At 30.1% G+C, this 23,174-nt stretch carries 20 protein-coding genes and 1 other annotated feature; all 20 genes read left to right on the forward strand.

The window, feature by feature from the left end:
* Positions 1 to 43: 43 nt before the first annotated feature.
* Positions 44 to 272: a binding site (T-box leader), on the forward strand.
* Positions 273 to 352: 80 nt separating this feature from the next.
* The gene (cysK, locus tag P8F83_RS00710; RefSeq protein ID WP_315113998.1) at positions 353 to 1,261 is read left to right on the forward strand and encodes a cysteine synthase A; all 909 of its coding nucleotides are present in this window, start codon (positions 353 to 355) and stop codon (positions 1,259 to 1,261) included.
* Positions 1,262 to 1,410: 149 nt separating this feature from the next.
* A complete protein-coding gene (locus P8F83_RS00715) occupies positions 1,411 to 2,115 on the forward strand; it encodes a lysophospholipid acyltransferase family protein (protein WP_326513033.1) in 705 nt (234 codons plus the stop codon).
* Between the two features lie 15 nt (positions 2,116 to 2,130).
* Complete coding sequence (gene nth, locus P8F83_RS00720) at positions 2,131 to 2,772, forward strand: endonuclease III (protein ID WP_326513034.1); 642 nt, start codon at positions 2,131 to 2,133, stop codon at positions 2,770 to 2,772.
* A 242-nt stretch (positions 2,773 to 3,014) separates the two neighbouring features.
* Positions 3,015 to 4,661: a sensor histidine kinase gene (locus P8F83_RS00725; RefSeq protein WP_326513035.1), complete on the forward strand. Its 1,647-nt coding sequence runs from the start codon at positions 3,015 to 3,017 to the stop codon at positions 4,659 to 4,661.
* Between the two features lie 78 nt (positions 4,662 to 4,739).
* Positions 4,740 to 5,642 (forward strand): D-alanine--D-alanine ligase, encoded by a 903-nt coding sequence (locus tag P8F83_RS00730; protein ID WP_326513036.1) that lies wholly within the window; start codon positions 4,740 to 4,742, stop codon positions 5,640 to 5,642.
* A gap of 140 nt (positions 5,643 to 5,782) precedes the next feature.
* The gene (locus P8F83_RS00735) at positions 5,783 to 6,502 is read left to right on the forward strand and encodes a response regulator transcription factor (protein WP_073020818.1); all 720 of its coding nucleotides are present in this window, start codon (positions 5,783 to 5,785) and stop codon (positions 6,500 to 6,502) included.
* Positions 6,492 to 7,976 carry a sensor histidine kinase gene (locus P8F83_RS00740; RefSeq protein WP_326513037.1) on the forward strand — a complete coding sequence of 495 codons (1,485 nt, stop codon included), beginning with the start codon at positions 6,492 to 6,494 and terminating at the stop codon, positions 7,974 to 7,976. The genes P8F83_RS00735 and P8F83_RS00740 overlap by 11 nt, the downstream gene beginning before the upstream one ends.
* 63 nt (positions 7,977 to 8,039) lie before the next feature.
* Positions 8,040 to 9,047, forward strand: coding sequence for a glycoside hydrolase family 25 protein (locus tag P8F83_RS00745; protein WP_073020823.1), 1,008 nt, complete (start codon positions 8,040 to 8,042; stop codon positions 9,045 to 9,047).
* A gap of 134 nt (positions 9,048 to 9,181) precedes the next feature.
* The gene (locus tag P8F83_RS00750; protein WP_326513038.1) at positions 9,182 to 10,645 is read left to right on the forward strand and encodes a VanW family protein; all 1,464 of its coding nucleotides are present in this window, start codon (positions 9,182 to 9,184) and stop codon (positions 10,643 to 10,645) included.
* Between the two features lie 195 nt (positions 10,646 to 10,840).
* Complete coding sequence (locus P8F83_RS00755) at positions 10,841 to 11,677, forward strand: Cof-type HAD-IIB family hydrolase (RefSeq protein WP_326513039.1); 837 nt, start codon at positions 10,841 to 10,843, stop codon at positions 11,675 to 11,677.
* 37 nt (positions 11,678 to 11,714) lie between these two features.
* On the forward strand, positions 11,715 to 12,719 hold the full coding sequence (gene splB / locus P8F83_RS00760; protein ID WP_326513040.1) for a spore photoproduct lyase: 1,005 nt from the start codon (positions 11,715 to 11,717) through the stop codon (positions 12,717 to 12,719).
* 112 nt (positions 12,720 to 12,831) lie between these two features.
* Positions 12,832 to 13,293 (forward strand): tRNA (cytidine(34)-2'-O)-methyltransferase, encoded by a 462-nt coding sequence (locus tag P8F83_RS00765; protein WP_073020831.1) that lies wholly within the window; start codon positions 12,832 to 12,834, stop codon positions 13,291 to 13,293.
* 70 nt (positions 13,294 to 13,363) lie between these two features.
* Entirely contained in the window at positions 13,364 to 14,212 is an 849-nt protein-coding gene (locus tag P8F83_RS00770; RefSeq protein ID WP_315113984.1) for a DegV family protein, read from the forward strand.
* A gap of 110 nt (positions 14,213 to 14,322) precedes the next feature.
* Positions 14,323 to 15,369 carry a BMP family lipoprotein gene (locus P8F83_RS00775; RefSeq protein ID WP_326513041.1) on the forward strand — a complete coding sequence of 349 codons (1,047 nt, stop codon included), beginning with the start codon at positions 14,323 to 14,325 and terminating at the stop codon, positions 15,367 to 15,369.
* Between the two features lie 137 nt (positions 15,370 to 15,506).
* Positions 15,507 to 16,874 (forward strand): RNA polymerase factor sigma-54, encoded by a 1,368-nt coding sequence (gene rpoN, locus P8F83_RS00780; RefSeq protein ID WP_286906758.1) that lies wholly within the window; start codon positions 15,507 to 15,509, stop codon positions 16,872 to 16,874.
* Between the two features lie 181 nt (positions 16,875 to 17,055).
* Positions 17,056 to 18,090, forward strand: coding sequence for a sugar-binding transcriptional regulator (locus tag P8F83_RS00785; protein WP_326513042.1), 1,035 nt, complete (start codon positions 17,056 to 17,058; stop codon positions 18,088 to 18,090).
* An 89-nt stretch (positions 18,091 to 18,179) separates the two neighbouring features.
* The gene (gene gap / locus P8F83_RS00790) at positions 18,180 to 19,196 is read left to right on the forward strand and encodes a type I glyceraldehyde-3-phosphate dehydrogenase (RefSeq protein WP_326513043.1); all 1,017 of its coding nucleotides are present in this window, start codon (positions 18,180 to 18,182) and stop codon (positions 19,194 to 19,196) included.
* 109 nt (positions 19,197 to 19,305) lie between these two features.
* Positions 19,306 to 20,487, forward strand: a complete 1,182-nt coding sequence (locus P8F83_RS00795) for a phosphoglycerate kinase (RefSeq protein WP_021803041.1) — start codon at positions 19,306 to 19,308, stop codon at positions 20,485 to 20,487.
* A gap of 23 nt (positions 20,488 to 20,510) precedes the next feature.
* The gene (tpiA, locus tag P8F83_RS00800; RefSeq protein WP_326513044.1) at positions 20,511 to 21,257 is read left to right on the forward strand and encodes a triose-phosphate isomerase; all 747 of its coding nucleotides are present in this window, start codon (positions 20,511 to 20,513) and stop codon (positions 21,255 to 21,257) included.
* 155 nt (positions 21,258 to 21,412) lie between these two features.
* On the forward strand, positions 21,413 to 22,948 hold the full coding sequence (gpmI, locus tag P8F83_RS00805; RefSeq protein WP_326513045.1) for a 2,3-bisphosphoglycerate-independent phosphoglycerate mutase: 1,536 nt from the start codon (positions 21,413 to 21,415) through the stop codon (positions 22,946 to 22,948).
* Positions 22,949 to 23,174: the final 226 nt, after the last annotated feature.

Here is a 23,174-nt window from a genome sequence, read left to right on the forward strand (position 1 = left end):
TAGAATATAATTATATTATACAAACCATATCAGATTAGTGGGAATTTTAGCGATGATAAAGTAGAGTATCATAAATAGTTAGTTTAAGAGAGAAGACGGTGGTGGAAAGTCTTTACTAAAGTTTTTGAGAAGTGCACTTTTGAGCTGATACCTGAAATTTATAGTAGGGTTATCCGGGAGTCAGCCGTTATAATGACAAAACACGAGGGTGTTTAAAAGCTGAGGCATTATTGTCTAATTAGAGTGGAACCGCGGGATATCTCGTCTCTTTATTTTATAATTGAGATTGAGATTTTTTTTATTAGTAGTAAAATAAAAAGATATAAATATATATTAATATGGAGGGAAAATTATGATTTATAACAGTGCATTAGAATTAGTAGGAAATACACCTATACTAAAAGTAAATAGTTTAGTTGATGAAAATTCAGCAGAGGTTTATGTTAAATTAGAGAAATTTAACTTAGGGGGAAGTGTTAAGGACAGAGCTGCTTTAGGAATGATTGAAAAAGCAGAAGAACTAGGGTTAATAAAAGCTGGTGATACTTTGGTTGAACCAACCTCTGGTAATACAGGAATAGCCTTAGCTCTAATAGGAAAATTAAAAGGATATAAAGTAGTTATTACTATGCCTGAAACAATGAGTAAAGAAAGACGAGATCTTTTAAAAGCTTATGGTGCAGATTTAATATTAACAGAAGGCGCTAAAGGTATGAAAGGTGCTATAGCAAAAGCTACTGAATTAGTTGAAGAGTTTGGCTACTTTATGCCACAACAATTCTTAAATTTAGCGAACCCAGAAAAACACTATGCAACAACAGCAGAAGAAATATTGAAAGATCTACCAGAAATAAATGCATTTATTTCTGGAGTAGGAACTGGTGGAACAATTACTGGAGTAGGTAAAAATATTAAAAGCAAAAAAGCTGATGTTCAAATAATAGCAGTTGAACCAGCCAAGTCTCCAGTTTTAGCAGGTGGAAATCCAGGACCACATAAAATCCAAGGAATTGGAGCAGGATTTATTCCAGATATATATGATAGTTCAGTTGTGGATGAAATAATTTCAGTAACAGAAGAAGACGCATTTAAAACTGCAAAAGAATTTGCTGAAAAAGAAGGCGTGTTAATTGGAATTTCTGCTGGTGGAGCCTTATATGTAGCTTTACAAGTTGCTAAAAAACTTGGCAAAGGTAAAAAAGTATTAACAGTTGCTCCAGATGGAGGAGAAAAATATATTTCTATGGGTCTTTACGAATAAAAAATAGATTAAATTAAATATGTAAAAGCAAGAGAATGCTATAGATAATTGGCATTCTCTTTTTTTATATTAAAGTATTAAGTATATAATGTTATAATAAATTATTAGAGTTTGCAGTTTTTAAGTAGAAGTAGTAAGGAGAATAGAAAATGATATCAACAAGATTTGCAAAAATATTAAGAATTCTTCCAGAAGGGTTATTTATAGCTTTAGCAAAAAGAATTGCTTATGGATATATAAAAAAGTATGCTAATATACACATAATGGGACAGGAGAATATTGATAAAGTTAGTGGTTCAAAAATCTTTGTTTGCAATCATCTAAGTAACTCAGATGGACTAATTTTAAGTAAAATACTTAAAGATAAATATGATCCGTATTTTATTGCTGGGGTAAAACTGTCAAATGATCCAGTAACAAGTTTAGGAACTAAAATAGTAAAAACTATAAATATAAAGCCGAATTCAGCAGATAAGGAGGCTTTAACTAATATAATTAAAGTAGTTAAGGAAGGGGACAATATTTTTATATTTCCAGAAGGAACTAGAAGCAGAACAGGATCAATGATAGAGGCGAAAAAAGGTATAATTTTAATAGCAAAACTAACTAAAGCTCCAATAGTTCCTATAGGAATTTGGGGAAGTGAAAAACTTCTGCCTATTAATAAAGATGGGGATATGGCTAAAGAAAAATGGAATCATGCTGATGTACACATAAAAATTGGAGAAACTATAGTTATTCCAGAGAAAGAGAAAAATGAAGATAAACACCAATATGAAAATAGAATACTAAACTCTATAATGACAAGTATAGCTAAGCAGCTACCTAAAGAATATAGAGGGTTTTATTCATAAAAAAGAGGCGATGTAATGAAAAAGAAAACAAGAGAAATATTAGAGAAATTAAAAGAAGAATATCCAGATGCTTCATGTGAATTAAATTATAAGTCACCATTTCAACTTTTAGTAGCAACTATACTATCAGCTCAAACTACCGATAAAAAAGTGAATGAGGTAACAGAGAGTATGTTTGAAGAGTACCCTGACTTGGAGAGTTTTCTAAATTTAACTCAGGAAGAAATAGAAGAAAGAATAAAAAAGATAGGTTTGTATAGAAATAAAGCTAAAAATATATACATAATGTGTAGGCAGTTAAAAGAAACCTTTAATGGAGAAGTACCTAAAACTATGGAGCAAATAGTTTCTTTAGCTGGTGCAGGGAGAAAGACTGCAAATGTAGTTTTGTCTAATGCTTTTGGTGTTCCAGCTATAGCTGTAGATACACATGTGTTTAGGGTATCAAATAGAATAGGCCTAGCTAAAGCAAAAGATGTTCAAGAAACTGAAAATCAGTTAATGAAGGAGTTACCAAAAAAAGAATGGAGTTTAGCCCACCATCTTTTGATTTTTCATGGAAGACGTTGTTGTTATGCTAGAAAGCCTAATTGTTCTGAGTGTGCTATTAATGATAAATGTAATTATTATAAAGAAAATAAAAAGGTTGTGTTATAGGCACAACCTTTTTTATCTTTACTCAGTGAATTTTAAATAAAATTATAATGATTTGTCAGAATATACATAATTGTGATTATTTATGAAGAAAAACGATTAAAAAGACTTTATTTTGTAATAAAATAAAAGATTAATGCATACAAAAAATATAGGAAATAATGTAATAAAATACTATAATATAGACTATAAGGAAAAAAGCCTAAATATTTAAAGTCAAGTTTATATATAGGAAGGAACTGAGTATGATTACATTATTAAAAAGATTATTCCAATCGTATAAAGTGAGAAAAATATTTAAAAGTGTTTACAATATAAATGAATTAAATGATTCAATAGTTATTGAATTGGATAATAAGTTTCATATAAAATATGTCAATGACAAAGGTATTAATGTACTTGATAATACCTGTAAAGGGCATATTAGGGATGTATTTAAAAGGGGCAATTCTGAGCTTTTGACTTCTGATATAATAAAAAAAATTAAAAGTGATTTAGAGCAGTATCATATATGGAAAGGGAAGGCTTTAATTAAAAAAAAACATGAAAAGAATTCAAAGGGCTATAGTGGGATAATATATAAAATAGAGAAAGAAAATAAATATGTGGCTGTTTTTAAAGAGGATGGTATAACAATGAGTGATAGTTTTGATAACGAAGATCATGATTGTTTTATAAATGAAGCTAGGTATTCTAAGATATTTAACTTATGTACGGACTTAATATACATGGTTAAAGTTGAAGGATTAGAGATTGTAGATGCAAACTTAGCAACTTGTAGATTTTTAGAGGCTGAAAAGAAAAATGTACTAGGGAATACACTAAGTGATGTGTTTGATAAAGAATTTATGATTAATGAGAACTTAATGGAAAGTATAAAGAAAAATAGATCTCCTCAAAGACAAGCTATCTGTACAATAAATAATGGAGAAAAAGTGTACTTTGAAATTAACTACTCTCCAATCTGTGAAGATGATGGGAATGTCTCAGGAATTTTATGTTTAGCTAGAGATATAACGGAAAGAAATAAGATAGTAAAATTAGAAATGGAGAAAGAAAAAAGCAAGAGATTGTTAGAAGAAATAAAACAATATGATAAAATTAAGACTGAATTTTTTGCTAATATATCTCATGAGCTAAGAACCCCAATTAATGTGATTTTTTCTGCAATTCAGGTCATGGACATATATAAAAATAACCTTGATTATTCCAAAACTCAATTTATTAAGTATAGTAAAATGATGAAACAAAATTGCTATAGATTACTAAGAGTAGTAAATAATCTAATTGATATTACAAAAATTGATTCTGGTTACTTTAATGTTAATATAGGAAATTATGAAATAGTAAAAATATTAGAAGATATTACATTAGCAGTTGTAGAGCATGCATCATATAAAGGAATTAGTATAACATTTGATACGTTCACAGAAGAAAAAATGATTGCTTGTGATCCAGATAAAATAGAGAGGATAATGTTGAACCTTTTATCTAATGCTATTAAGTTCACAGATTTTGGTGGGAATATATATATTAATATTAAAGAAAAAAAGGATGGATATATTTATATACATGTAAGAGACAATGGTAGAGGGATACCTAAGGAAAAAGTTGATGTTATTTTTGAAAGATTTCTTCAAGTAGACAAATCTCTAGCAAGAGACCATGAGGGGACTGGTATAGGGCTATATTTAGTTAAGCTTTTGGTTGAGTTACAAGGTGGAAAAGTAGATGTTAAATCTGAACTGAATAAAGGAACCGAGTTTATAGTTATGTTACCAGATAGAAGAGGTAAAGATATAAAAGAAAATTTTCATAAAAAAAATATTGAAGAAAAGTATGAAAAAATAAATATGGAGTTTTCGGATATATATGATATAAATATAAATTGATTTTAATAAACTTCAAATTGCATAATTAAAGTGATATAATAAACAAAGATTTCAGTTATTATGCGGAGGGAAAATTATATGAAAGTTGGAGTTATAATGGGGGGAGTATCTTCAGAAAGAGATATTTCTTTAAAGAGTGGTAATTCGGTAGTTGAAAATTTAGATAGAAGTAAGTATGAAGTTGTTCCAATTGTCTTAGACAGTAAGGAAGATGTTATAGATAAGGTTAAAGGAATTGATTTTGCGTTACTTGCACTTCATGGAAAATTTGGTGAAGATGGAACAATACAAGGTGTTCTTGAGACTCTTGGAATCCCTTATTCAGGATGTGGACTTTTAAGCTCATCAGTTTGTATGGATAAGGATATGACTAAGAAGGTACTTAAAGCATGTGATATAAGAACTGCAAGATGGTATACTGTAATGTCAATTGATGAGATAGATTATAAGTTAATAGAAGAGTACACTTATCCTGTGGTTGTAAAACCTAATAGTGGAGGATCATCTGTAGCAACTTTTGTAGTTCATTCAAAAGATGAGATTGAAAATTGTGTAAGTGAAGCTCTTAAATGGGACAAAGAGGTAATGATAGAAGAGTACATTAATGGAGATGAAATAACTTGTCCAGTTATTGATGGAAAACTCTTGCCAATAATAGCTATTAAACCCAAGTCAGCATTTTTCGATTATACATCTAAGTACACAGATGGTGGAGCAGATGAATTTGTAATAGAGCTAGAGAAAGAACTGCATAAAGAAGTAGAAAAAATGGCTCTTGCAACCTATAAGGCTCTAAAATGCGCTGTTTACTCTAGAGTAGATATGATAATAAAAAATGGTATACCATACATTTTAGAGGTGAATACATTACCTGGAATGACTAAAAATTCATTAATTCCAAAAAGTGCAGCAGGGGTTAATATAAACTTCAGCGAGTTACTAGATATCATAATAGAAAAGTCTATTAAATTAAGAGGATAAGTTAAATTCTAAGGATAACAGAGTAAAATCTATTATCCTTTTCCTATTCTTTAGGAAAACTTAAGAATTTATTGTATATTTATAAAGATTTCAGAAGTAAAATATACACATAAGGCATATAAGGAGAGGATTTGAAATTTATGGATAAAGAAGTAGTGCTTATCGTGGATGATGAAAAAGAAATACGAGATTTAGTTGAGATATATTTAAAAGGTGAAGGATATATAACTATAAAAGCAGGAGATGGAGAAGAGGCTTTAGAGATTTTAGAAAAAAACAAGGTGGATTTAATAATTTTAGACATAATGATGCCAAAATTAGATGGAATAGAGATGTGTTTGAAAGTTAGAGAAACAAGAAACATTCCTATAATTATGCTGTCAGCAAAAACACAAGATATGGATAAGATATTAGGATTAAATACAGGTGCAGATGATTATGTGTCAAAACCATTTAATCCTTTAGAGTTAATTGCTAGAGTGAAGTCTCAATTAAGGAGATTTAAAAGATTAAACCAATCAAGTAATAATTCCAATCAGTCAATAGAAGCTGACAAAACTAATATATTAGAAGTTGATGAAGTTGTTATAAACCTGGAAAGTCATCAAGTTTTTTTAGCTAATGAGGAAATAAAATTTACTCCAATAGAATTTGATATTCTTGCATTACTTTCTAAGAACAAAGGAAAAGTATTTTCTATAGAAAATATTTATGAAAGTGTTTGGAATGAGCAATTCATACAATCGGATAATACTGTAATGGTTCATATAAGAAAAATACGAGAGAAACTTGAAGAAAATCCAAGAAAACCAAAGTATATAAAAACTGTTTGGGGAGTAGGTTATAAAATTGATAAATAAGATTAAGAGATTATTTAATTGGATATTAAATCTTAAAATAATGAAACCAATAAAGATAGCTTATAGAATCTTTAACAGCAAAATGGAGAAAAGCATAAGGTTTGAGTTGGTTGTTGTATTCGGAATATGTTTTTTGATAGCATTTTTTTCTTATGGTATATTAAATAAAAAACTTTCTAGAAATGTATCTTATCAGACAATAAAATATAACTATAGATATGATGAAGATTATTATAAGAGAATAGTTTCAGATCTAAAAAAGGATAATATTAATGTTGAAAACAAGGAAAAAGTAGATGATTTTCTTGATAATTATACTATGAGCAATGCAAGCTTGATCATATGTAACATAGACGGGAAGATTTATTACAAAACTAAGGACATAGTGTATGAGAGCATAAATTTAGAAAGTATATTTACGAATTCTATAGATAGCGTTAGTAGCGAAAAAGAGAAAACTTATATTTATCCGACCAAGACAAATAATGAAAATTTATTTATTATATTTCAAATTAAGGCAGAAATTGCGCAATCACCAATAAGCTATGAAGAGACTAACCCGTTTTTAGCTTTAATAGGATCAGTAATAATATTTGTGTTCGCATTTATGAGAATTACAAATAATAAAATGAAATACATAGAAGAAATATCAAAGGGATTAAAAGTTATAGCATCTGGTGATTTGAATTATAGAATAAATGAAAAAGGAAAAGATGAGCTTAGAAATTTAGCTCAAAATATTAACCATATGGCAGATGAGATAAATAGTAAAATAGAGAAAGAAAGACTAGTAGAAAAAACTAAAAATGAGCTCATTACAAATGTTTCTCATGACCTAAGAACACCACTAACTTCGATTATGGGATATTTAGGATTAGTTAAGGAGGAGAAATATAATAGTGAAGAGCAGAAAAGAGAATACTTAAATATAGCATTTTCAAAGGCAGAAAGGTTAAAGATACTAATAGAAGATTTATTTGAGTTCACTAAACTTACTAACGAAGAAATTAAACTTAATCTAACCGAAGTGAATATAGTTGAGTTTATATCACAATTAACTGATGAAATGTTACCACTATTTGAAGAAAAAGAATTAAAAGTTATCCAATCATATCCTCAAGAAAAAGCAATGGTTCTTTTAGATAGCGATAAAATGTTGAGAGTGTTTGAAAATTTATTAACTAATGCCATAAAATATTCATACAAAGATAGTGAGGTAAAAATTTCTTTATGGATGGTTAATAAAGAGGTCTTTATTTCTGTTAAAAATAGGGGAGACCATATGGATAGAAATAAATTAAAAAATGTATTTGATAGATTCTATAGGACTGACGAGTCAAGAAACTCTAATACCGGAGGAAGTGGTTTAGGATTAGCAATAGCTAAGAATATAGTTACCATGCATAGTGGGAAAATATGGGCAGAATCATTAGGTAATAATATAACTTTTGTGGTGAAATTAAATGTGAAATAGCTGTAACTATTTTACAATGCAGATTATATTATAGTAATAAAGTAATAAATGTGGAGGCAAAAGATGCAGGATAGAAATCCTCGTAGTCTTTTTGGACTTGATATTAATGAGTATACACAAGGTGTAAACTTTCAAGTTCTGGCTAGTACAGTTGATTTTTTGTACTTAAGGTCGTCGGGATCAGCTACAGGTAGATTTAGAGTAGATTTAAAGTTTTTACAGTTTGCAAAAGGTGCAAGGGAGTTTGGAATACCAGTAGGGGCTTATCATTACGGAGTACCATCTTATGATTTGACAACTGCTGATAATCAATGTGATGACTTTATAAATACTCTTCAACAAGGATTTGGAAATAAGGATTATGGTGATTTATTTCCAGTTTTAGATGTAGAAACGCCGCAAGATGATTCAATGACAACTGCAGCAATTGTAAATTGGATAGACAGATTTAGAAAGAGATTTGAAAGCAAAACTAATCGAAGACTTATGTTTTACACAGGGTTATTTTTTATAAATATTCATGATGACTTTAAAGTTAATGGAAGATATCCATTGAGTGATATGCCGCTATGGATAGCTATGTATAAAGAAATCCCTGGAAATCCTCCTTATCCAACAGATGCTGGTGGATGGAAGAGATGGAGAATATGGCAGTGGACAGAAACTGGAACTGTAAGAGGGGCTAATCCTCCTAGTGATTTAAACTGGGGACCTGATAATATAGCATACTTAATGCAACCAGCTGTGGTACAAGGTTTGTTTGCGAGCATGGATAGAAACAATATATATGTTACTTGGACTAAAAACAGAGAACCTGATTTAGCTGGATATAATATTTTTATTAATGGAGAATACTATACTACAGTGGATAAAAATACTACAAGATTGGTTATTCCAAGAAGAAATTTAAAGATATCTCAAAGTGAGCCTATAGAAATATCAATACATGCTTTCGATACAGATAGAGAAATATCTAAGAGAAGGGCAAGATTTACAATAAACCCTAATCAAAGAAAAGAGCTTTTGGATGAAGACAGAATTTATTTTAATGATTCAGATTTATTTTTTTAAGAAACAAGGTTTGCCATTAGGTAAACCTTGTTTTGTTATTGGAATAATAAATTAAGATTTTTGTAAAACTATTTTAGTTTAATGAAAAATAAATTTGTAGTATAATGTATTGACAGGGAGAAAGGAGAGATTAAATGGAGGAAAAGAAGAAAAAGAAAAGTTCTAAAAGTAAGGCAAGAAGAAATATACTTTTTACAGTAGCCACTGTAGTTATGTTAGGAGTTTTTGCTACCTCAGCATACGCTATAGCATCTAATAACAGGGTTAAACAGTGGGAAGATAAAATCTATCCTAACATTAAAGTTAATGGAGTTGATCTTTCAGGAAAAACTAAAGAAGAAGCAGTAGAAATGCTTAAAAATAGTTTTGAAGAAAAAATAAACTCCAAGAAAATAAATGTTAAAGTTAATGATAAGATTTTTACTTTAGGATACTCAGACATTAGTCCTGAATTTAATATAGAAGAAACAATAGATAAAGCTATTTCTATAGGTAAAGGTTCTAATTTTTTCAGTAAAAAATCTTGGATTGACGGCAAACACAATGAGGACTTATCATTAGAATTTAATTATGATGAAACCAAGTTAGAACCATTTAAAACTTCAATAAAAGATAGTGTTAAAGCAGGATCAAAAAATGCATCAATATCTATAAGTAATGGCAAAATATCAATTACTCCAGAAGTTGATGGTACAAAAGTAAATGAAGATGAACTTAATAATAAGTTAAAAGATGTTATAGATGGAAGTATAGATAAAGACATAGAAATAGTAGTTGCTACAGAGATAGATAAACCTTCTATTACTAAAGATCAGCTATCGAAAATAAATTCTAAGATTTCAACTGCACAGACAAATTTTTCTAGTTCAACTTCAGAAAGAGCTTCGAATGTTGAATTAGCAACAAAGTTTTGTAATGGCAAGCTTTTAATGCCAGGAGAAGTATTTAGTTACAATGAGGTTGTAGGAGAAAGAAGTGCTGCTAGAGGATTTAAAAATGCAGCTGTTTTTGTAGGAGATAGAGTTGAACAAGATGTAGGTGGTGGGATATGTCAAGTATCTACGACCTTATATAGAGCTGCTATGGAGGCGAATTTAAAATCCACAGAGAGATATAATCACTCTATGCTTCCAGGTTATTCACTTCCAGGTCTTGATGCAACTGTAGCTTGGGGACTTTTAGATTATAAATTTAAAAATTCATATGATTTTCCTGTATATATTGAATCATATACATCTAATAGAAATGTAATATTTAATATATATGGAAGCAAAGAAGGTATGGCTGGAAAGACATATAAATTAATTGCTGAGACTACAGAAACTTTACAACCTACTGTCACAACAAAAGAGGATGCAACTTTAAATGAAGGAACAACTCAATGGGAGAAGAGTCCAGTAGTAGGTTATAGAGCAAAAAGTTACTTAATAACTTATGAAAATGGAAAAGAAATAAATAGAGAAACTGTTTCAACAGACAAATATACTAAGGTTGATGGAGTAGTTATAAAAGGTACTAAAAAGGCAGTACAAAATAAAGTGCCTTCAACTGAAACTCCAGCAACTCAAACTACAAGTGGACAAAATTCTAATACGTAACAATAGAGAACAAAAAAAATCATCGGTTTAGAGCTGATGATTTTTTTGTTTTCTAAATGAGTATAATAAATTTGCACACTAAAAATATAAAAAATATTAATTTTATAGTAAATTAAGTGGATAACATATGAATTAATTATTATAATTTTAATAATGATGTAAAAAAGTATGGAGTAATTAAGGGAGGATTAAATATTGGATTATAAACTTGTATGTATAGATATGGATGGAACGCTCTTAAATAGTAATAAAAAGGTGACAGAAGAAACTAAAAAGGTATTGCTAGAAGCAAGAAATAAAGGTGTGAAAATAGCGATTTCTACAGGGAGAATATATAATAATGCCGCTTTTTATTCTAAATACATTGGATTGAATTCTCCTGTAATAGCAGCTAATGGAGCTATTATAAAAGATGTCAACGATAAAGAGATTTATAAAGGTGTAATAGGGTATGAAACTTGTAAGAAAGTCTTAGCGGTTCTAAAAAAGTATAAAATGAAACCTAATTTCCACACTCATAATTCTATTTTTTGTGGTGGAATTTTAGAAAAATTATTTATATATTTATTTATAACAAGAGGAATACCATCAGATTATAAAGTTAAATTATATTCTGTAAAAGATAATGAATGGGATAAAGTATTGCTTGATAATCAATCTGAAATTTTAAAGTGTATAAGCATACATACTAGCAAAGAGGTTGTTAAAAATGTAAGAGAAGAGTTAAAGCAAATTAAAGGAATAGAAGTATCAAGCTCTAATATGCTTAATCTAGAAATAAATGCTGAAGGTGTTTGTAAAGGCAAAGGTGTAGAAATTTTAGGCGAGAAGTTAGGTATAAAAAAAGAAGAGATAATAGCAATAGGCGATAATGAAAATGATTTAACAATGATAGAATATGCTGGATTGGGTGTAGCAATGGGAAATGCACCTCAATTTATAAAAGATAAGGCTGATTATATAACTTCTACTAACAACCAAGAAGGTGTATCAAAAGTTATAAGAAAATTTATATTAAAAGAAAATATATAATTCAATAGTAATACATACTACTACTGAGGTGATAAAAATGTTTATTCCAAGTAGAGTAATAATAGAAGAAAAGGCTCTAGAATATAAGCTAGGCGAGGAACTACTAAATAGATTTCGTAAAGAAGATAAAGAAATAATAATATCAAAAGGACGAGTAAGTGGAATTCCAGGTAATACGCCTAGAGAAATGTATGTAGAAGGTAAAAGCACACTGGTAGTAGGAGTAAGGAAAACATTAGAATTTCAAAGTTGTAAGCCTTCTGCTCATTATCAGTTACCCTTAGTAAGCGGGTGTATGGGAATGTGTGAGTATTGTTATTTAAATACTCAATTAGGTAAAAGACCATATACAAAAATTCATGTGAATTTAGATGAGATATTTGAGAAAGCACTAAAGTATGTTGAAGATAGGAAACCAGAGGTAACAATATTTGAAGGGGCAGCAACATCAGATCCAATACCGGTAGAACAATATACTGGAGCCTTGGAGAAGGCTATAGAGTTATTTGGAAGTAACGAATACACTAAGTTTAGATTTGTAACTAAATATGGGGATGTTGACTCTTTACTTAACCTAAAACACAATGGAAGAACTACAGTAAGATTCTCTATAAATACAGATAACATTATTAGGAAGTTTGAACATAAAACAAATGGAATAAATGAAAGAATAGAAGGAGCCTATAAAATTGCAAAGGCAAACTATCCGTTAGGATTTATTATAGCGCCTGTGTTTCTTTATGATAATTGGCAAGAGGATTATAAAGAACTTATAAACAAAATTGGGGAATTATTTAAAGGTCATCAAGTAAATTTTGAAATAATATCTCATAGATTCACAAAAAGAGCAAAAGAAAATATTTTAAGCGTTTACCCAAAAAGCTTGCTTCCTATGGATGAAGAAATAAGAAAATTTAAATATGGACAATTTGGATATGGTAAATATGTTTATACTAATGAAGAAATAAATAATATGAAAGGTTTCTTTTATGAAAATATTACGAAATATTTTGATGAGAAAAATATAAATTATATAATTTAGTGTTTTGACTAATATATTTCTATAGTGTAATATAAATTTAAGATGGATTAGCTTTACCATCTTATTTTCTTGAATAATAAAATTTTATTATTCAAAATGGAGGGACAAAAGAGTGAATCTTAACATAGTTTTGTATCAACCTGAAATACCGCAAAATACAGGAAATATAGCTAGAACTTGCGTACTTACTAATTCTAAATTACACTTAATAAAACCTATGGGCTTTTCTATAGATGAGAAAAGTGTAAGGCGGGCAGGATTAGACTATTGGAAAGATCTTGATTTAGAAGTGCATGAAAGTTTTGAAGACTTTATGGCTAAGTATGGACATAATACCATATATTTATCATCTACACATGCAGATAAGTATTATAATGAAATAAAGTTTCAAGCTGGAGATTTTATTATGTTTGGAAGGGAATCATCAGGGGTTCCTAAGGAGGTTCATGAAAGAGTACAAGGTATGAGAGTGCCTATGATAAATACTAGCACTAGAAGTCTTAATTTATCTAATACAGTTTGCGTAATAGCGTATGAAGCATTAAAACAGTTGGACTTTCCTCAGATGAAGTAAATTTCTTTTTGGAATTATAGATATTTATTTTGTAGAGTAATATATTAAGATGAGTGAGGGAGAGTAAATTATGAATAAAATAAAAATAGTTACTGATTCGACGGCGGATTTGCCTAATAATATTATTTTAGAGAAGAGTATTGAGTCATTGCCATTATTAATAAATTTTGGGGAAGAAAGTTATTTAGATGGAACTGAAATTACTAGAAATGTTTTATTCCAAAAAATAAGAGAAGGGAATGTATTTCCTACTACAGCTCAAGTTACACCTCAAAGATTTTATGAAACATATAAGAAGTTATTAGAAGATGGTTATAAAATTATATCTATTCATTTATCTTCAGATATGAGTGGGACTTATCAATCAGCATGTATTGCAAAAGAAATGTTAGATAGTGAAGATATAGTTGTAATAGACTCTAGAAATGTTACGGCAGGACTAGGATTATTAGTTTTAAAAGCTGCGGAATTAGTTGAACAAGGATTAGAAATACAAGATATAAAAAATGAAATTGAAAGAAGAATACCTCACGTAAGAAGTTCTTTAGCTTTTGAATCTTTAGAATATCTAGTTAAAGGTGGACGTTTATCTAAAACAGCAGGGACTATAGGAAGTGTTTTAGGCATTAAACTTATATTAGAAGTTAAAGACGGTAAAATGGCTGTTAAGGATAAGGTTAGAGGAAGTAAAAAGGCAGTTAAAATAATTCTTGAAGAGTTAGAAGAATACGGATATGAGTCTGGGGAACCAGTTATGATTTTAGATGCGGAAAATAAAGAGATTTACGGAGCGCTTAAAGAGAAGCTAATAGAGAAAAATATTAATTTTGTAGAAGCTGAGGTAGGATGTACAGTTGGTATACATTCTGGACCAGGAGCTGCAGGAATATTTTTCATTCCAAGAGGAAGTATTAATTAAAGAAAAGACTACTTAGATTAAATTGACTCTAAGTAGTCTTTTCCTTAACTATGATTTAAAAATAATTTAATATTTTTCGGATAAACTAACTCTAAAGGAGGTTTGGTTTAATGAAAAATAGGCGGTTAAGTTATTTTATAATTATAATTTTGATTTCTGGTAATTTATGTTCTTGCAATATAATTGAAAATACTTTTCTTAGAAAAACTACTAAAGTAGGCTTCTTATCAGATAAGGGAGTATTTAAAGAAAATAATTTTAATGAACAATCCTATAAAGGTGTATTAGAAGCGGTTCAGGATTTTAATATAAAAAGTGTATCAGTAGAAAATGATAGTAAAGAAACGATAGAAAAAAACTTAAGAAAACTTGCTAATAAGACTGATTTAATTATAGTAACAGGAGAAGACATGAACGTAGCATTAAATAAAATCTCAAAAGACTTCTCTGATAAGATTTTTGCAATAATTGATGGGAAAAGTGACAACGAAAATGTTAAAAGTGTAAAATTTAAAGAGCAAGAAGGTGCCTTTCTTGTAGGTGTATTAGCTGGAAGACTTACAAAAAGTAATAAAGTTGGTTTTATAGGTGGAGATATGGATGATGTTTTAGAAAGGTTTTATACAGGATATGCAGCTGGAGTAAATAACGTAAATAAAATCGCATCAGAATCTTTATTAAATGGAGAAACCGCAAGATATACAATGGATTTTAAGGATAAAGATAAAGCCTATAATATAGCTAAAGAACTTTATGAAGATGGATGCGATATAATTTTTCAAGCAGTAGGAGAAGCAGGTGAAGGCGTTTTTAAAGCTGCAATGGAAGAAAATAAATATGTTATAGGAGTGGATCAAGATCAAGCAGAAATATATAAGGAATATAGTTCGGTAATAATGTCATCTATGATAAAAAGAGTAGATAAGGCTACCTATGAAGTATGCAAGGAAGTAGCTACTGGAACATTTAAAAGTGGTAAAAACTACATCACAACTTTAGGGCTAAAAGATGGATATATAGATATTGCACCTTCAACAGAACAAAAGATTTCAAAAAACTTAATGAATGAAATAAATGATTATAAAAATAAGATAATAGAAGAAAAATTTATAGTGCCTGAAAAGACGATACAAATTAAAGAATATTTAATAAAATAATAAAAATGAGCAAATAAATTCCATTTACTGTAAACCTTTTATTAAAATTAATAATATTGTTGTCGTAGGTTGATTTTTTATAGTAATAACAGTTAAAATAGTTAATATATAAAGGAATTAAGGGTGATGGAATGAATATGAATTTTAATATGACTCTAACACAAGAGCAAAAGCTTATTATGACACAGCAGATGCAACTTTCAATTAAGCTCTTACAGATGTCATCAAGTGAATTATTAGAGTATATAAATAAAGAATTTGCAGAAAACCCAGTTATTGAAACCAATTATGAAAAGGATTTAGACGAAGTAAAAATACAGGATAGATATGATTATAAAGAGATGATAAAATACTTTGAGTCAGATAACTACGGATCCCAAAGTTATGGTAGCTATGATGAGGATGAGGTGTCACCTTTTACATTCATATCAGCTCAAAAGTCATTAAAGGACTTTTTAATTGAGCAGATTATAGACTTAAACATAGATGAATTTCATAAGAGTCTATGTATTTATATAGCAGAGAGTTTAGATAATAAAGGGTATTTAGATATTTCTACACAAGACATAAGTAAGGAATTAAAAGTTCCCTTAGATACTGTTGAAAAGGCTTTAAAAACTCTACAATCTTTGGAACCAGATGGGATTGGAGCTAGAGATTTAAAAGAATGTTTAACAATACAACTAGAGAAGCAATATTTTGATGATGAAAATCTTTTTGAAATAATAGAAAATCATTTAGAAGACATTGCAGATAATAGATATAATCAAATAGCTAAAGCTTTGAATATTACGCCTAAAGAAGCTCAAGAGTATGGGGACATTATAAAGGAATTAGAACCTAAACCATCAAGAGGCTTTTATACAGGGGATGATGTAAAGTTTATAATTCCTGATGCTACAATAAGAAAGATTGATGGAGAATACTTTATACTTATGAATGATGACGTTTTACCTAAGTTATCAATAAATTCTATGTATAAAGAAATATTGAATAATTCTAAGGATGCATTTGCAACAGACTACGTAAAACAAAAAATTAATGGTGCAATGTTTTTGATAAAAAGTATAGAGCAAAGAAAAAGCACATTATACAGAGTTTTAGAGAAAATTTTAGAGAAGCAAATGGATTACTTTGAAAAGGGAGAAAGTTACCTAAAACCAATGACATTAAAGGAAATAGCTGAAGAATTAGGTATTCATGAATCAACAGTTAGTAGAGCCATAAAAGAAAAGTTTATTTTAACATATAGAGGAACAGTTAAAATAAAAAATCTATTCACTACAGGGCTAACAGTAACAGATGGTGGAGAAGACACAAACATATTAAACATTAAAAATGAAATAAAAAGTCTTGTAGATAAAGAAAACAAAGAAAAACCTATATCTGATCAAGTTATTTGTAATGAACTTAATAACAAAGGGTATAATATATCTAGAAGAACCGTTGCAAAATACAGAGAAGAAATGGGAATTAAATCATCAAGTAAAAGAAAAAGATTTTAAAATAAATAGCAATAAAATACTATAGAGATATAATATTTTATTGCTATTTGAGTAATAATAATAATTTTTTAGAAAAATTTTCACAAAATCTCTTTCAAATTTAATTATAGTGTTTTATAATAATAGATGTGGGACATAAAAGTTTCAAGTGGGACATAGGCGTACCAAAGGAGTGTTGGAATTGCAAAACATTTTAAAGTTACTTAAAAGTATTGTCCCTGAATTAGTTGAAGTTCTAGAAAAAAGGTACAATATATTAAGAACTATATATTACTATCAGCCTATAGGGCGTAGAATTTTAGCCAACAAGCTAAATTTAAGTGAAAGAATAGTTAGGACAGAAGTGAATTTTTTAAAGGCACAAAATCTTATCCAGATAAACACTCCCGGAATGAGCGTTACAGTTGAGGGAGAAACAGTAGTGGAAGAGCTAAAAGATTTTCTCCATGAAATTAAGGGCTTAGCTGAACTAGAGGATGAGATATGTAAGATTCTTAAGCTTAAAAAAGTCATCATTGTCCCAGGTGATATAGAAGAAGATGCTTCTATAATTAAAGAATTAGGTAAAGCAGCAGCTAACTACGCAAGAGAAATAATAAGAAATAAAGACGTAGTGGCCATAACTGGAGGAAGTACAATAAAGGAAGTTGTACATAACTTCCCAAAAGTAAATAATCTAAGTGATGTCTTAGTAGTTCCAGCAAGAGGCGGAATGGGTAAAAAAGTTGAAACTCAAGCTAATACCTTAGCAGCGGAACTAGCACATAAACTAAACGGAAGCTATAAAATGCTTCATATTCCAGAGAATATTAGTGGAAATGCTCTAGACACTTTACTTAAAGAAAAAGAAATAAAAGACATTATTCAAAACATTCATAAAGCTGACGTTCTTATATATGGAATAGGAATAGCAGATGAAATGGCTGAAAAAAGAGGTTTATCACAAAAGGATAAGCAAAAATTAAAATCATTAAAAGCAGTAGGTGAAGCTTTTGGATGTTACTTTAATAAAGAAGGTGAAGTAGTTTTTGTATCTAATTCTATAGGTATAAATTACGATGTTGCCAAAAAGATAAAAACTCATATTTCAGTAGCTGGTGGAAATAATAAAGTTGAAGCTATACTTGCTACAGAGAATTGTAATGAATATGGGGTATTAGTAACAGATGAAGGTGCAGCGTTAGGACTGCTTGAATATTTTAGAGCTAATGAATAATACTCACTTAGCTTAAGCAAACTTAAATGGTATAAAATATTTTTTATAAATATTTTAAATAAATCTATATCTTTTAGGAGGAAATTTCAATGGCAAATGTTAAAGTAGCAATTAATGGATTTGGTCGTATTGGACGTCTTGCGTTCAGACAAATGTTCGGAGCAGAGGGATATGATGTTGTTGCAATCAACGACTTAACTGATCCTAAAATGTTAGCACACTTATTAAAATATGACTCATCTCAAGGTAGATACGAAGGAACAGTAGAAGCTAAAGAATCTTCTATCGTTGTAAATGGAAAAGAAATCGAAATATATGCAAAAGCTGATGCTTCTACACTTCCATGGGGAGAATTAGGAGTAGACGTAGTTCTTGAATGTACTGGATTCTATGTATCTAAAGCAAAATCTCAAGCACACTTAACTGCAGGTGCTAAGAAAGTTGTTATTTCAGCTCCAGCTGGTAATGACCTTCCAACAGTTGTATACAATGTAAACCATGATATATTAACTGCAGAAGATAACATAATTTCTGCTGCTTCATGTACAACTAACTGCTTAGCTCCAATGGCTAAAGCACTTAACGAATATGCAGAAATCCAAAGTGGTATAATGTCAACAATCCACGCTTACACTGGAGACCAAATGTTATTAGATGGTCCACACAGAGGTGGAGATTTCAGACGTGCTAGAGCTGGAGCTGTAAACATAGTTCCTAACTCAACTGGTGCTGCAAAAGCAATCGGATTAGTTATTCCAGAATTAAACGGAAAATTAATCGGTTCAGCACAAAGAGTTCCAGTTCCAACTGGTTCTACAACAATCTTAATATCAGTTGTTAAAGGAAAAGATGTTACAGTTGAAGGTGTTAATGCTGCAATGAAAGCTGCTACAACTGAATCTTTCGGATACACTGAAGATCAGTTAGTATCTTCTGATATAATCGGAATCAAATTTGGATCATTATTTGATGCAACTCAAACAATGGTTTCTAAAATAGGAGAAGATTTATATCAAGTTCAAACAGTTGCTTGGTATGACAACGAAAATTCATACACTAGCCAAATGGTTAGAACTATAAAACATTTCGCTAACTTCTTAAAATAATTTAAGTATTTAGTTTTAAGTTTTTAAAGTTAAAAATAAGTCTGGTTTTGTAGTATAAGGCTATAAACCAGACTGTTTTAAAATAAAGAATTATTATGAGGTGAAAAGAATGAGTTTTAATAAGAAAACTATTGAAGATATCCAAGTTAAAGGTAAAAGAGTATTAGTAAGATGCGATTTTAACGTTCCACTAAAAGATGGCGTTATAACTGATGAAAATAGATTAGTTGGAGCACTACCAACAATAAAATATTTAATAGAAAATGGTGCAAAAGTTATTCTTTGCTCACATTTAGGAAAAGACGCTTCTAAATCATTAGCACCAGTTGCTGTAAGATTAAGCGAAATGTTAGGAAAAGAAGTAGTATTTGCAAGAGATGAAGAAGTAGTAGGAGAAAATGCTAAAGCTGCTGTTGCAAAAATGAATGAAGGAGACGTTGTTCTTCTTGAAAACACAAGATGCAGAAAAGAAGAAACTAAAAACGTTGAAACTTTCTCAAAAGAATTAGCTTCATTAGCTGACGTATTTGTAAATGATGCATTCGGAACTGCACATAGAGCTCACTGCTCAACAGTTGGAGTTACTGAATTTGTACCAGTTTCAGCTTGTGGATACTTAATTCAAAAAGAATTAAAATTCTTAGGAGAAACAGTTAATGCTCCAGTTAGACCTTTTGTTGCTATATTAGGTGGAGCTAAGGTTTCAGATAAAATAGCTGTTATTAACAATCTTTTAGATAAAGTTAATACACTAATAATCGGTGGAGGAATGGCATATACATTCTTAAAAGCTCAAGGATATGAAATCGGAACATCTTTAGTAGAAGTTGATAGAGTTGAATATGCTAAAGAAATGATAGATAAAGCTGCTGCTAAGGGAGTTAATCTATTATTACCAGTAGATAACATAGTTGCAGATAAATTCTCAGCTGATGCTACACCAGTAGTAACTGAAGATCAAAATATTCCAGAAGGACATATGGGATTAGATATCGGACCTAAGACTGCAGCAATATATGCTGATGCTGTTAGAGAAGCTAAAACAGTTATCTGGAATGGACCAATGGGAGTTTTTGAATTTGAAAACTTTGCAAAAGGTACAGTTGAAGTAGCTAAAGCTATGGCTGAATCAGATGCTACAACAGTTATAGGTGGAGGAGACTCAGCTGCTGCTGTAAATATATTAGGATTCGGAGATAAGATGACTCACATATCTACAGGTGGTGGAGCATCATTAGAATTCTTAGAAGGTAAAGAATTACCAGGAATAGTTGCTTTAAACGATAAATAATTAAATATTTAGAGGTGAATAGAATGAGAAAAGCTATAATAGCAGGAAACTGGAAAATGCACTACACTCCAGCTGAGGCTGTAAAAGTTGTAGAAGAATTAAAACCATTAGTAAAGGATGCTACTTGTGATGTAGTAATCTGCCCAACTTTTGTTTGCTTAGATGCTGTATTAAAAGCAGTAGAAGGTTCAAACATCAAAGTTGCTGCACAAAACATGCACTTTGAAGAAAAAGGAGCATTCACAGGAGAAATAGCTCCAGGAATGTTAGAAGCTATGGGAGTTAGCTATGTTGTTTTAGGACACAGCGAAAGAAGAGAATACTTCAATGAAACTGATGAAGCTTTAAACAAAAAAGTTAAAGCTGCATTTGCTCACAACTTAACTCCAATTCTTTGTTGTGGAGAAACTTTAGAACAAAGAGAAAATGGAACAACTAATGCAGTAGTTGGAGCACAAATAAAAGCTGACTTAGAAGGTTTATCAGCTGATTTAGCAGAACAAGTTGTTATAGCTTACGAGCCAATCTGGGCTATAGGAACTGGTAAAACTGCTACAGATGAACAAGCAAACGAAACAATAAGTGCTGTAAGAGGCGTTGTTGCTGAAATGTTTGGAAAAGAAGTTGCTGATAAAGTTAGAATACAATACGGTGGATCAGTTAAACCAAATACAATAAAAGCTCAAATGGCTCAATCAGATATAGATGGTGCTTTAGTAGGTGGAGCTAGTTTAGTAGCTACAGATTTTGCAGCAATAGTAAACTACTAATCTGCAAATGAAAATAACAATGGCGACAATCAATCTTATGAAAGAGTGGTTGTTGCTATTGTTTTTTTAATATCAGTAGAATATAATTAATTTAGAAAAAATAAAGAGAATATTTGTTTCTTTTTATAATAATAAGTACTATTTTGGAGGTAGTTATGGCAAAGAAACCTGTTTTATTAATGATATTAGATGGTTTTGGAATCGCACCAAAGTCAGATGGAAATGCTGTTGAGATTGCTAATAAACCAAATTATGATAGATTGTTTAGCAAATATCCACATACTACTATACAAGCATCAGGATTAGATGTTGGACTTCCTAGTGGACAAATGGGAAACTCAGAAGTTGGACATTTAAATATTGGTGCAGGAAGAATAATTTATCAAGAATTAACAAGAATAACAAAAGAAATAGAAGAAGGTAACTTATTCAAAAATGAAGCTTTATTAAAAGCAATAGAAAATGCTAAGAAAAATGATTCTGCATTACATCTTTTAGGATTACTATCTGATGGTGGAGTTCATTCACATATAGATCATTTAAAAGGTCTTTTAAAATTAGCTAAAGATAATGGATTAACAAAAGTTTACCTACATGGATTTATGGATGGTAGAGATGTACCTCCATCATCAGGAAAAGTCTTTGTAGAAGAAATCGAAAGCTACATGAAAGAAAACTCTATTGGTAAAATAGCTACAATAAGCGGTAGATATTATGCTATGGATAGAGATAACAGATGGGAAAGAGTTCAATTAGCTTATGATGCTATGGTTAACGGTAAAGGTGAAACTGCAAAATCAGCAGTAGAAGCTATGGAAAACTCATATCATGATAACAAAACTGATGAATTTGTTTTACCAACTGTTGTATTAGAAGATGGCCACCCAACAGCTAGCATAAAAAATGGAGACTCAGTTATATTCTTTAACTTTAGACCAGATAGAGCTAGAGAAATAACTAGAGCTATAAATGATAAACAATTTGATGGATTCCAAAGAGAGACATTAGACCTTACATTTGTAACTATGACTCAATATGATAAAACTCTTGAAGGTGTAGATGTTGCGTATAGAGCTGATGGAATTAATAATACATTAGGTGAATATGTAAGCAATAAAGGATTAAATCAATTAAGAATTGCAGAAACTGAAAAGTATGCACACGTAACATTCTTCTTTAATGGTGGAGTAGAAAAGCCATATGAAGGTGAAGACAGAGCACTTATTGCATCACCTAAGGTTGCAACTTATGATTTAAAACCAGAAATGAGTGCTTATGAAGTAACAGATGAATTACTTAATAGATTAGATACTGATAAATATGATATGGTAATTCTAAACTTTGCAAATCCAGATATGGTAGGTCATACAGGGGTAATAGCAGCTGCTGAAAAAGCTGTTGAAACTGTAGATACATGCCTAGGTAAAATTGTGGATAAAGTTTTATCTAAAGATGGAACTGTATTTATAACTGCGGACCATGGAAACTCAGAAAAGATGATAGACTTTTCAACAGGAACACCATATACAGCACATACAACAAATCCAGTACCATACCTTTGGGTAAGTAATGAGTCAGAAGGAAAAGAGCTTAGAGAAGGCGGAAGACTTTCAGATATAGCTCCAACTATCCTTCAAGCAATGGGATTAGAAAAACCTTCAGAAATGACTGGAACAAGTTTAATAAAATAATATACAAAAAAGCCATTACGATTTAAAGTGATGGCTTTTTTATTTTTAAGCTCCCATCTAATCTCACTAACCTAATTTAATAAAAGCAGCACCCTATATAATATTTAAATACTAGGAATATTGCTACTATACTAATGAAAAAATAAAAATTTAAGCAGAAAGTGAATAAAGAGTAGGCAGAAAAAGTAGACTACCTATTGAATGTCGTAATGTCGTAATGTCGTAA

This window comes from Clostridium intestinale (assembly GCF_035905475.1).
Classification (GTDB): domain Bacteria; phylum Bacillota; class Clostridia; order Clostridiales; family Clostridiaceae; genus Clostridium_T; species Clostridium_T intestinale.

What these genes read in the sequence shown, in the direction of transcription:
- cysK (WP_315113998.1), top strand. Translation starts at nt 353, where the DNA reads ATGATTTATAACAGTGCATTAGAATTAGTAGGAAATACACCTATACTA.
- nth (WP_326513034.1), top strand. Translation starts at nt 2,131, where the DNA reads ATGAAAAAGAAAACAAGAGAAATATTAGAGAAATTAAAAGAAGAATAT.
- splB (WP_326513040.1), top strand. Translation starts at nt 11,715, where the DNA reads ATGTTTATTCCAAGTAGAGTAATAATAGAAGAAAAGGCTCTAGAATAT.
- gpmI (WP_326513045.1), top strand. Translation starts at nt 21,413, where the DNA reads ATGGCAAAGAAACCTGTTTTATTAATGATATTAGATGGTTTTGGAATC.
- P8F83_RS00775 (WP_326513041.1), top strand. Translation starts at nt 14,323, where the DNA reads ATGAAAAATAGGCGGTTAAGTTATTTTATAATTATAATTTTGATTTCT.
- P8F83_RS00735 (WP_073020818.1), top strand. Translation starts at nt 5,783, where the DNA reads ATGGATAAAGAAGTAGTGCTTATCGTGGATGATGAAAAAGAAATACGA.
- P8F83_RS00795 (WP_021803041.1), top strand. Translation starts at nt 19,306, where the DNA reads ATGAGTTTTAATAAGAAAACTATTGAAGATATCCAAGTTAAAGGTAAA.
- tpiA (WP_326513044.1), top strand. Translation starts at nt 20,511, where the DNA reads ATGAGAAAAGCTATAATAGCAGGAAACTGGAAAATGCACTACACTCCA.
- P8F83_RS00750 (WP_326513038.1), top strand. Translation starts at nt 9,182, where the DNA reads ATGGAGGAAAAGAAGAAAAAGAAAAGTTCTAAAAGTAAGGCAAGAAGA.
- rpoN (WP_286906758.1), top strand. Translation starts at nt 15,507, where the DNA reads ATGAATTTTAATATGACTCTAACACAAGAGCAAAAGCTTATTATGACA.
- P8F83_RS00745 (WP_073020823.1), top strand. Translation starts at nt 8,040, where the DNA reads ATGCAGGATAGAAATCCTCGTAGTCTTTTTGGACTTGATATTAATGAG.
- P8F83_RS00730 (WP_326513036.1), top strand. Translation starts at nt 4,740, where the DNA reads ATGAAAGTTGGAGTTATAATGGGGGGAGTATCTTCAGAAAGAGATATT.
- P8F83_RS00770 (WP_315113984.1), top strand. Translation starts at nt 13,364, where the DNA reads ATGAATAAAATAAAAATAGTTACTGATTCGACGGCGGATTTGCCTAAT.
- gap (WP_326513043.1), top strand. Translation starts at nt 18,180, where the DNA reads ATGGCAAATGTTAAAGTAGCAATTAATGGATTTGGTCGTATTGGACGT.
- P8F83_RS00715 (WP_326513033.1), top strand. Translation starts at nt 1,411, where the DNA reads ATGATATCAACAAGATTTGCAAAAATATTAAGAATTCTTCCAGAAGGG.
- P8F83_RS00725 (WP_326513035.1), top strand. Translation starts at nt 3,015, where the DNA reads ATGATTACATTATTAAAAAGATTATTCCAATCGTATAAAGTGAGAAAA.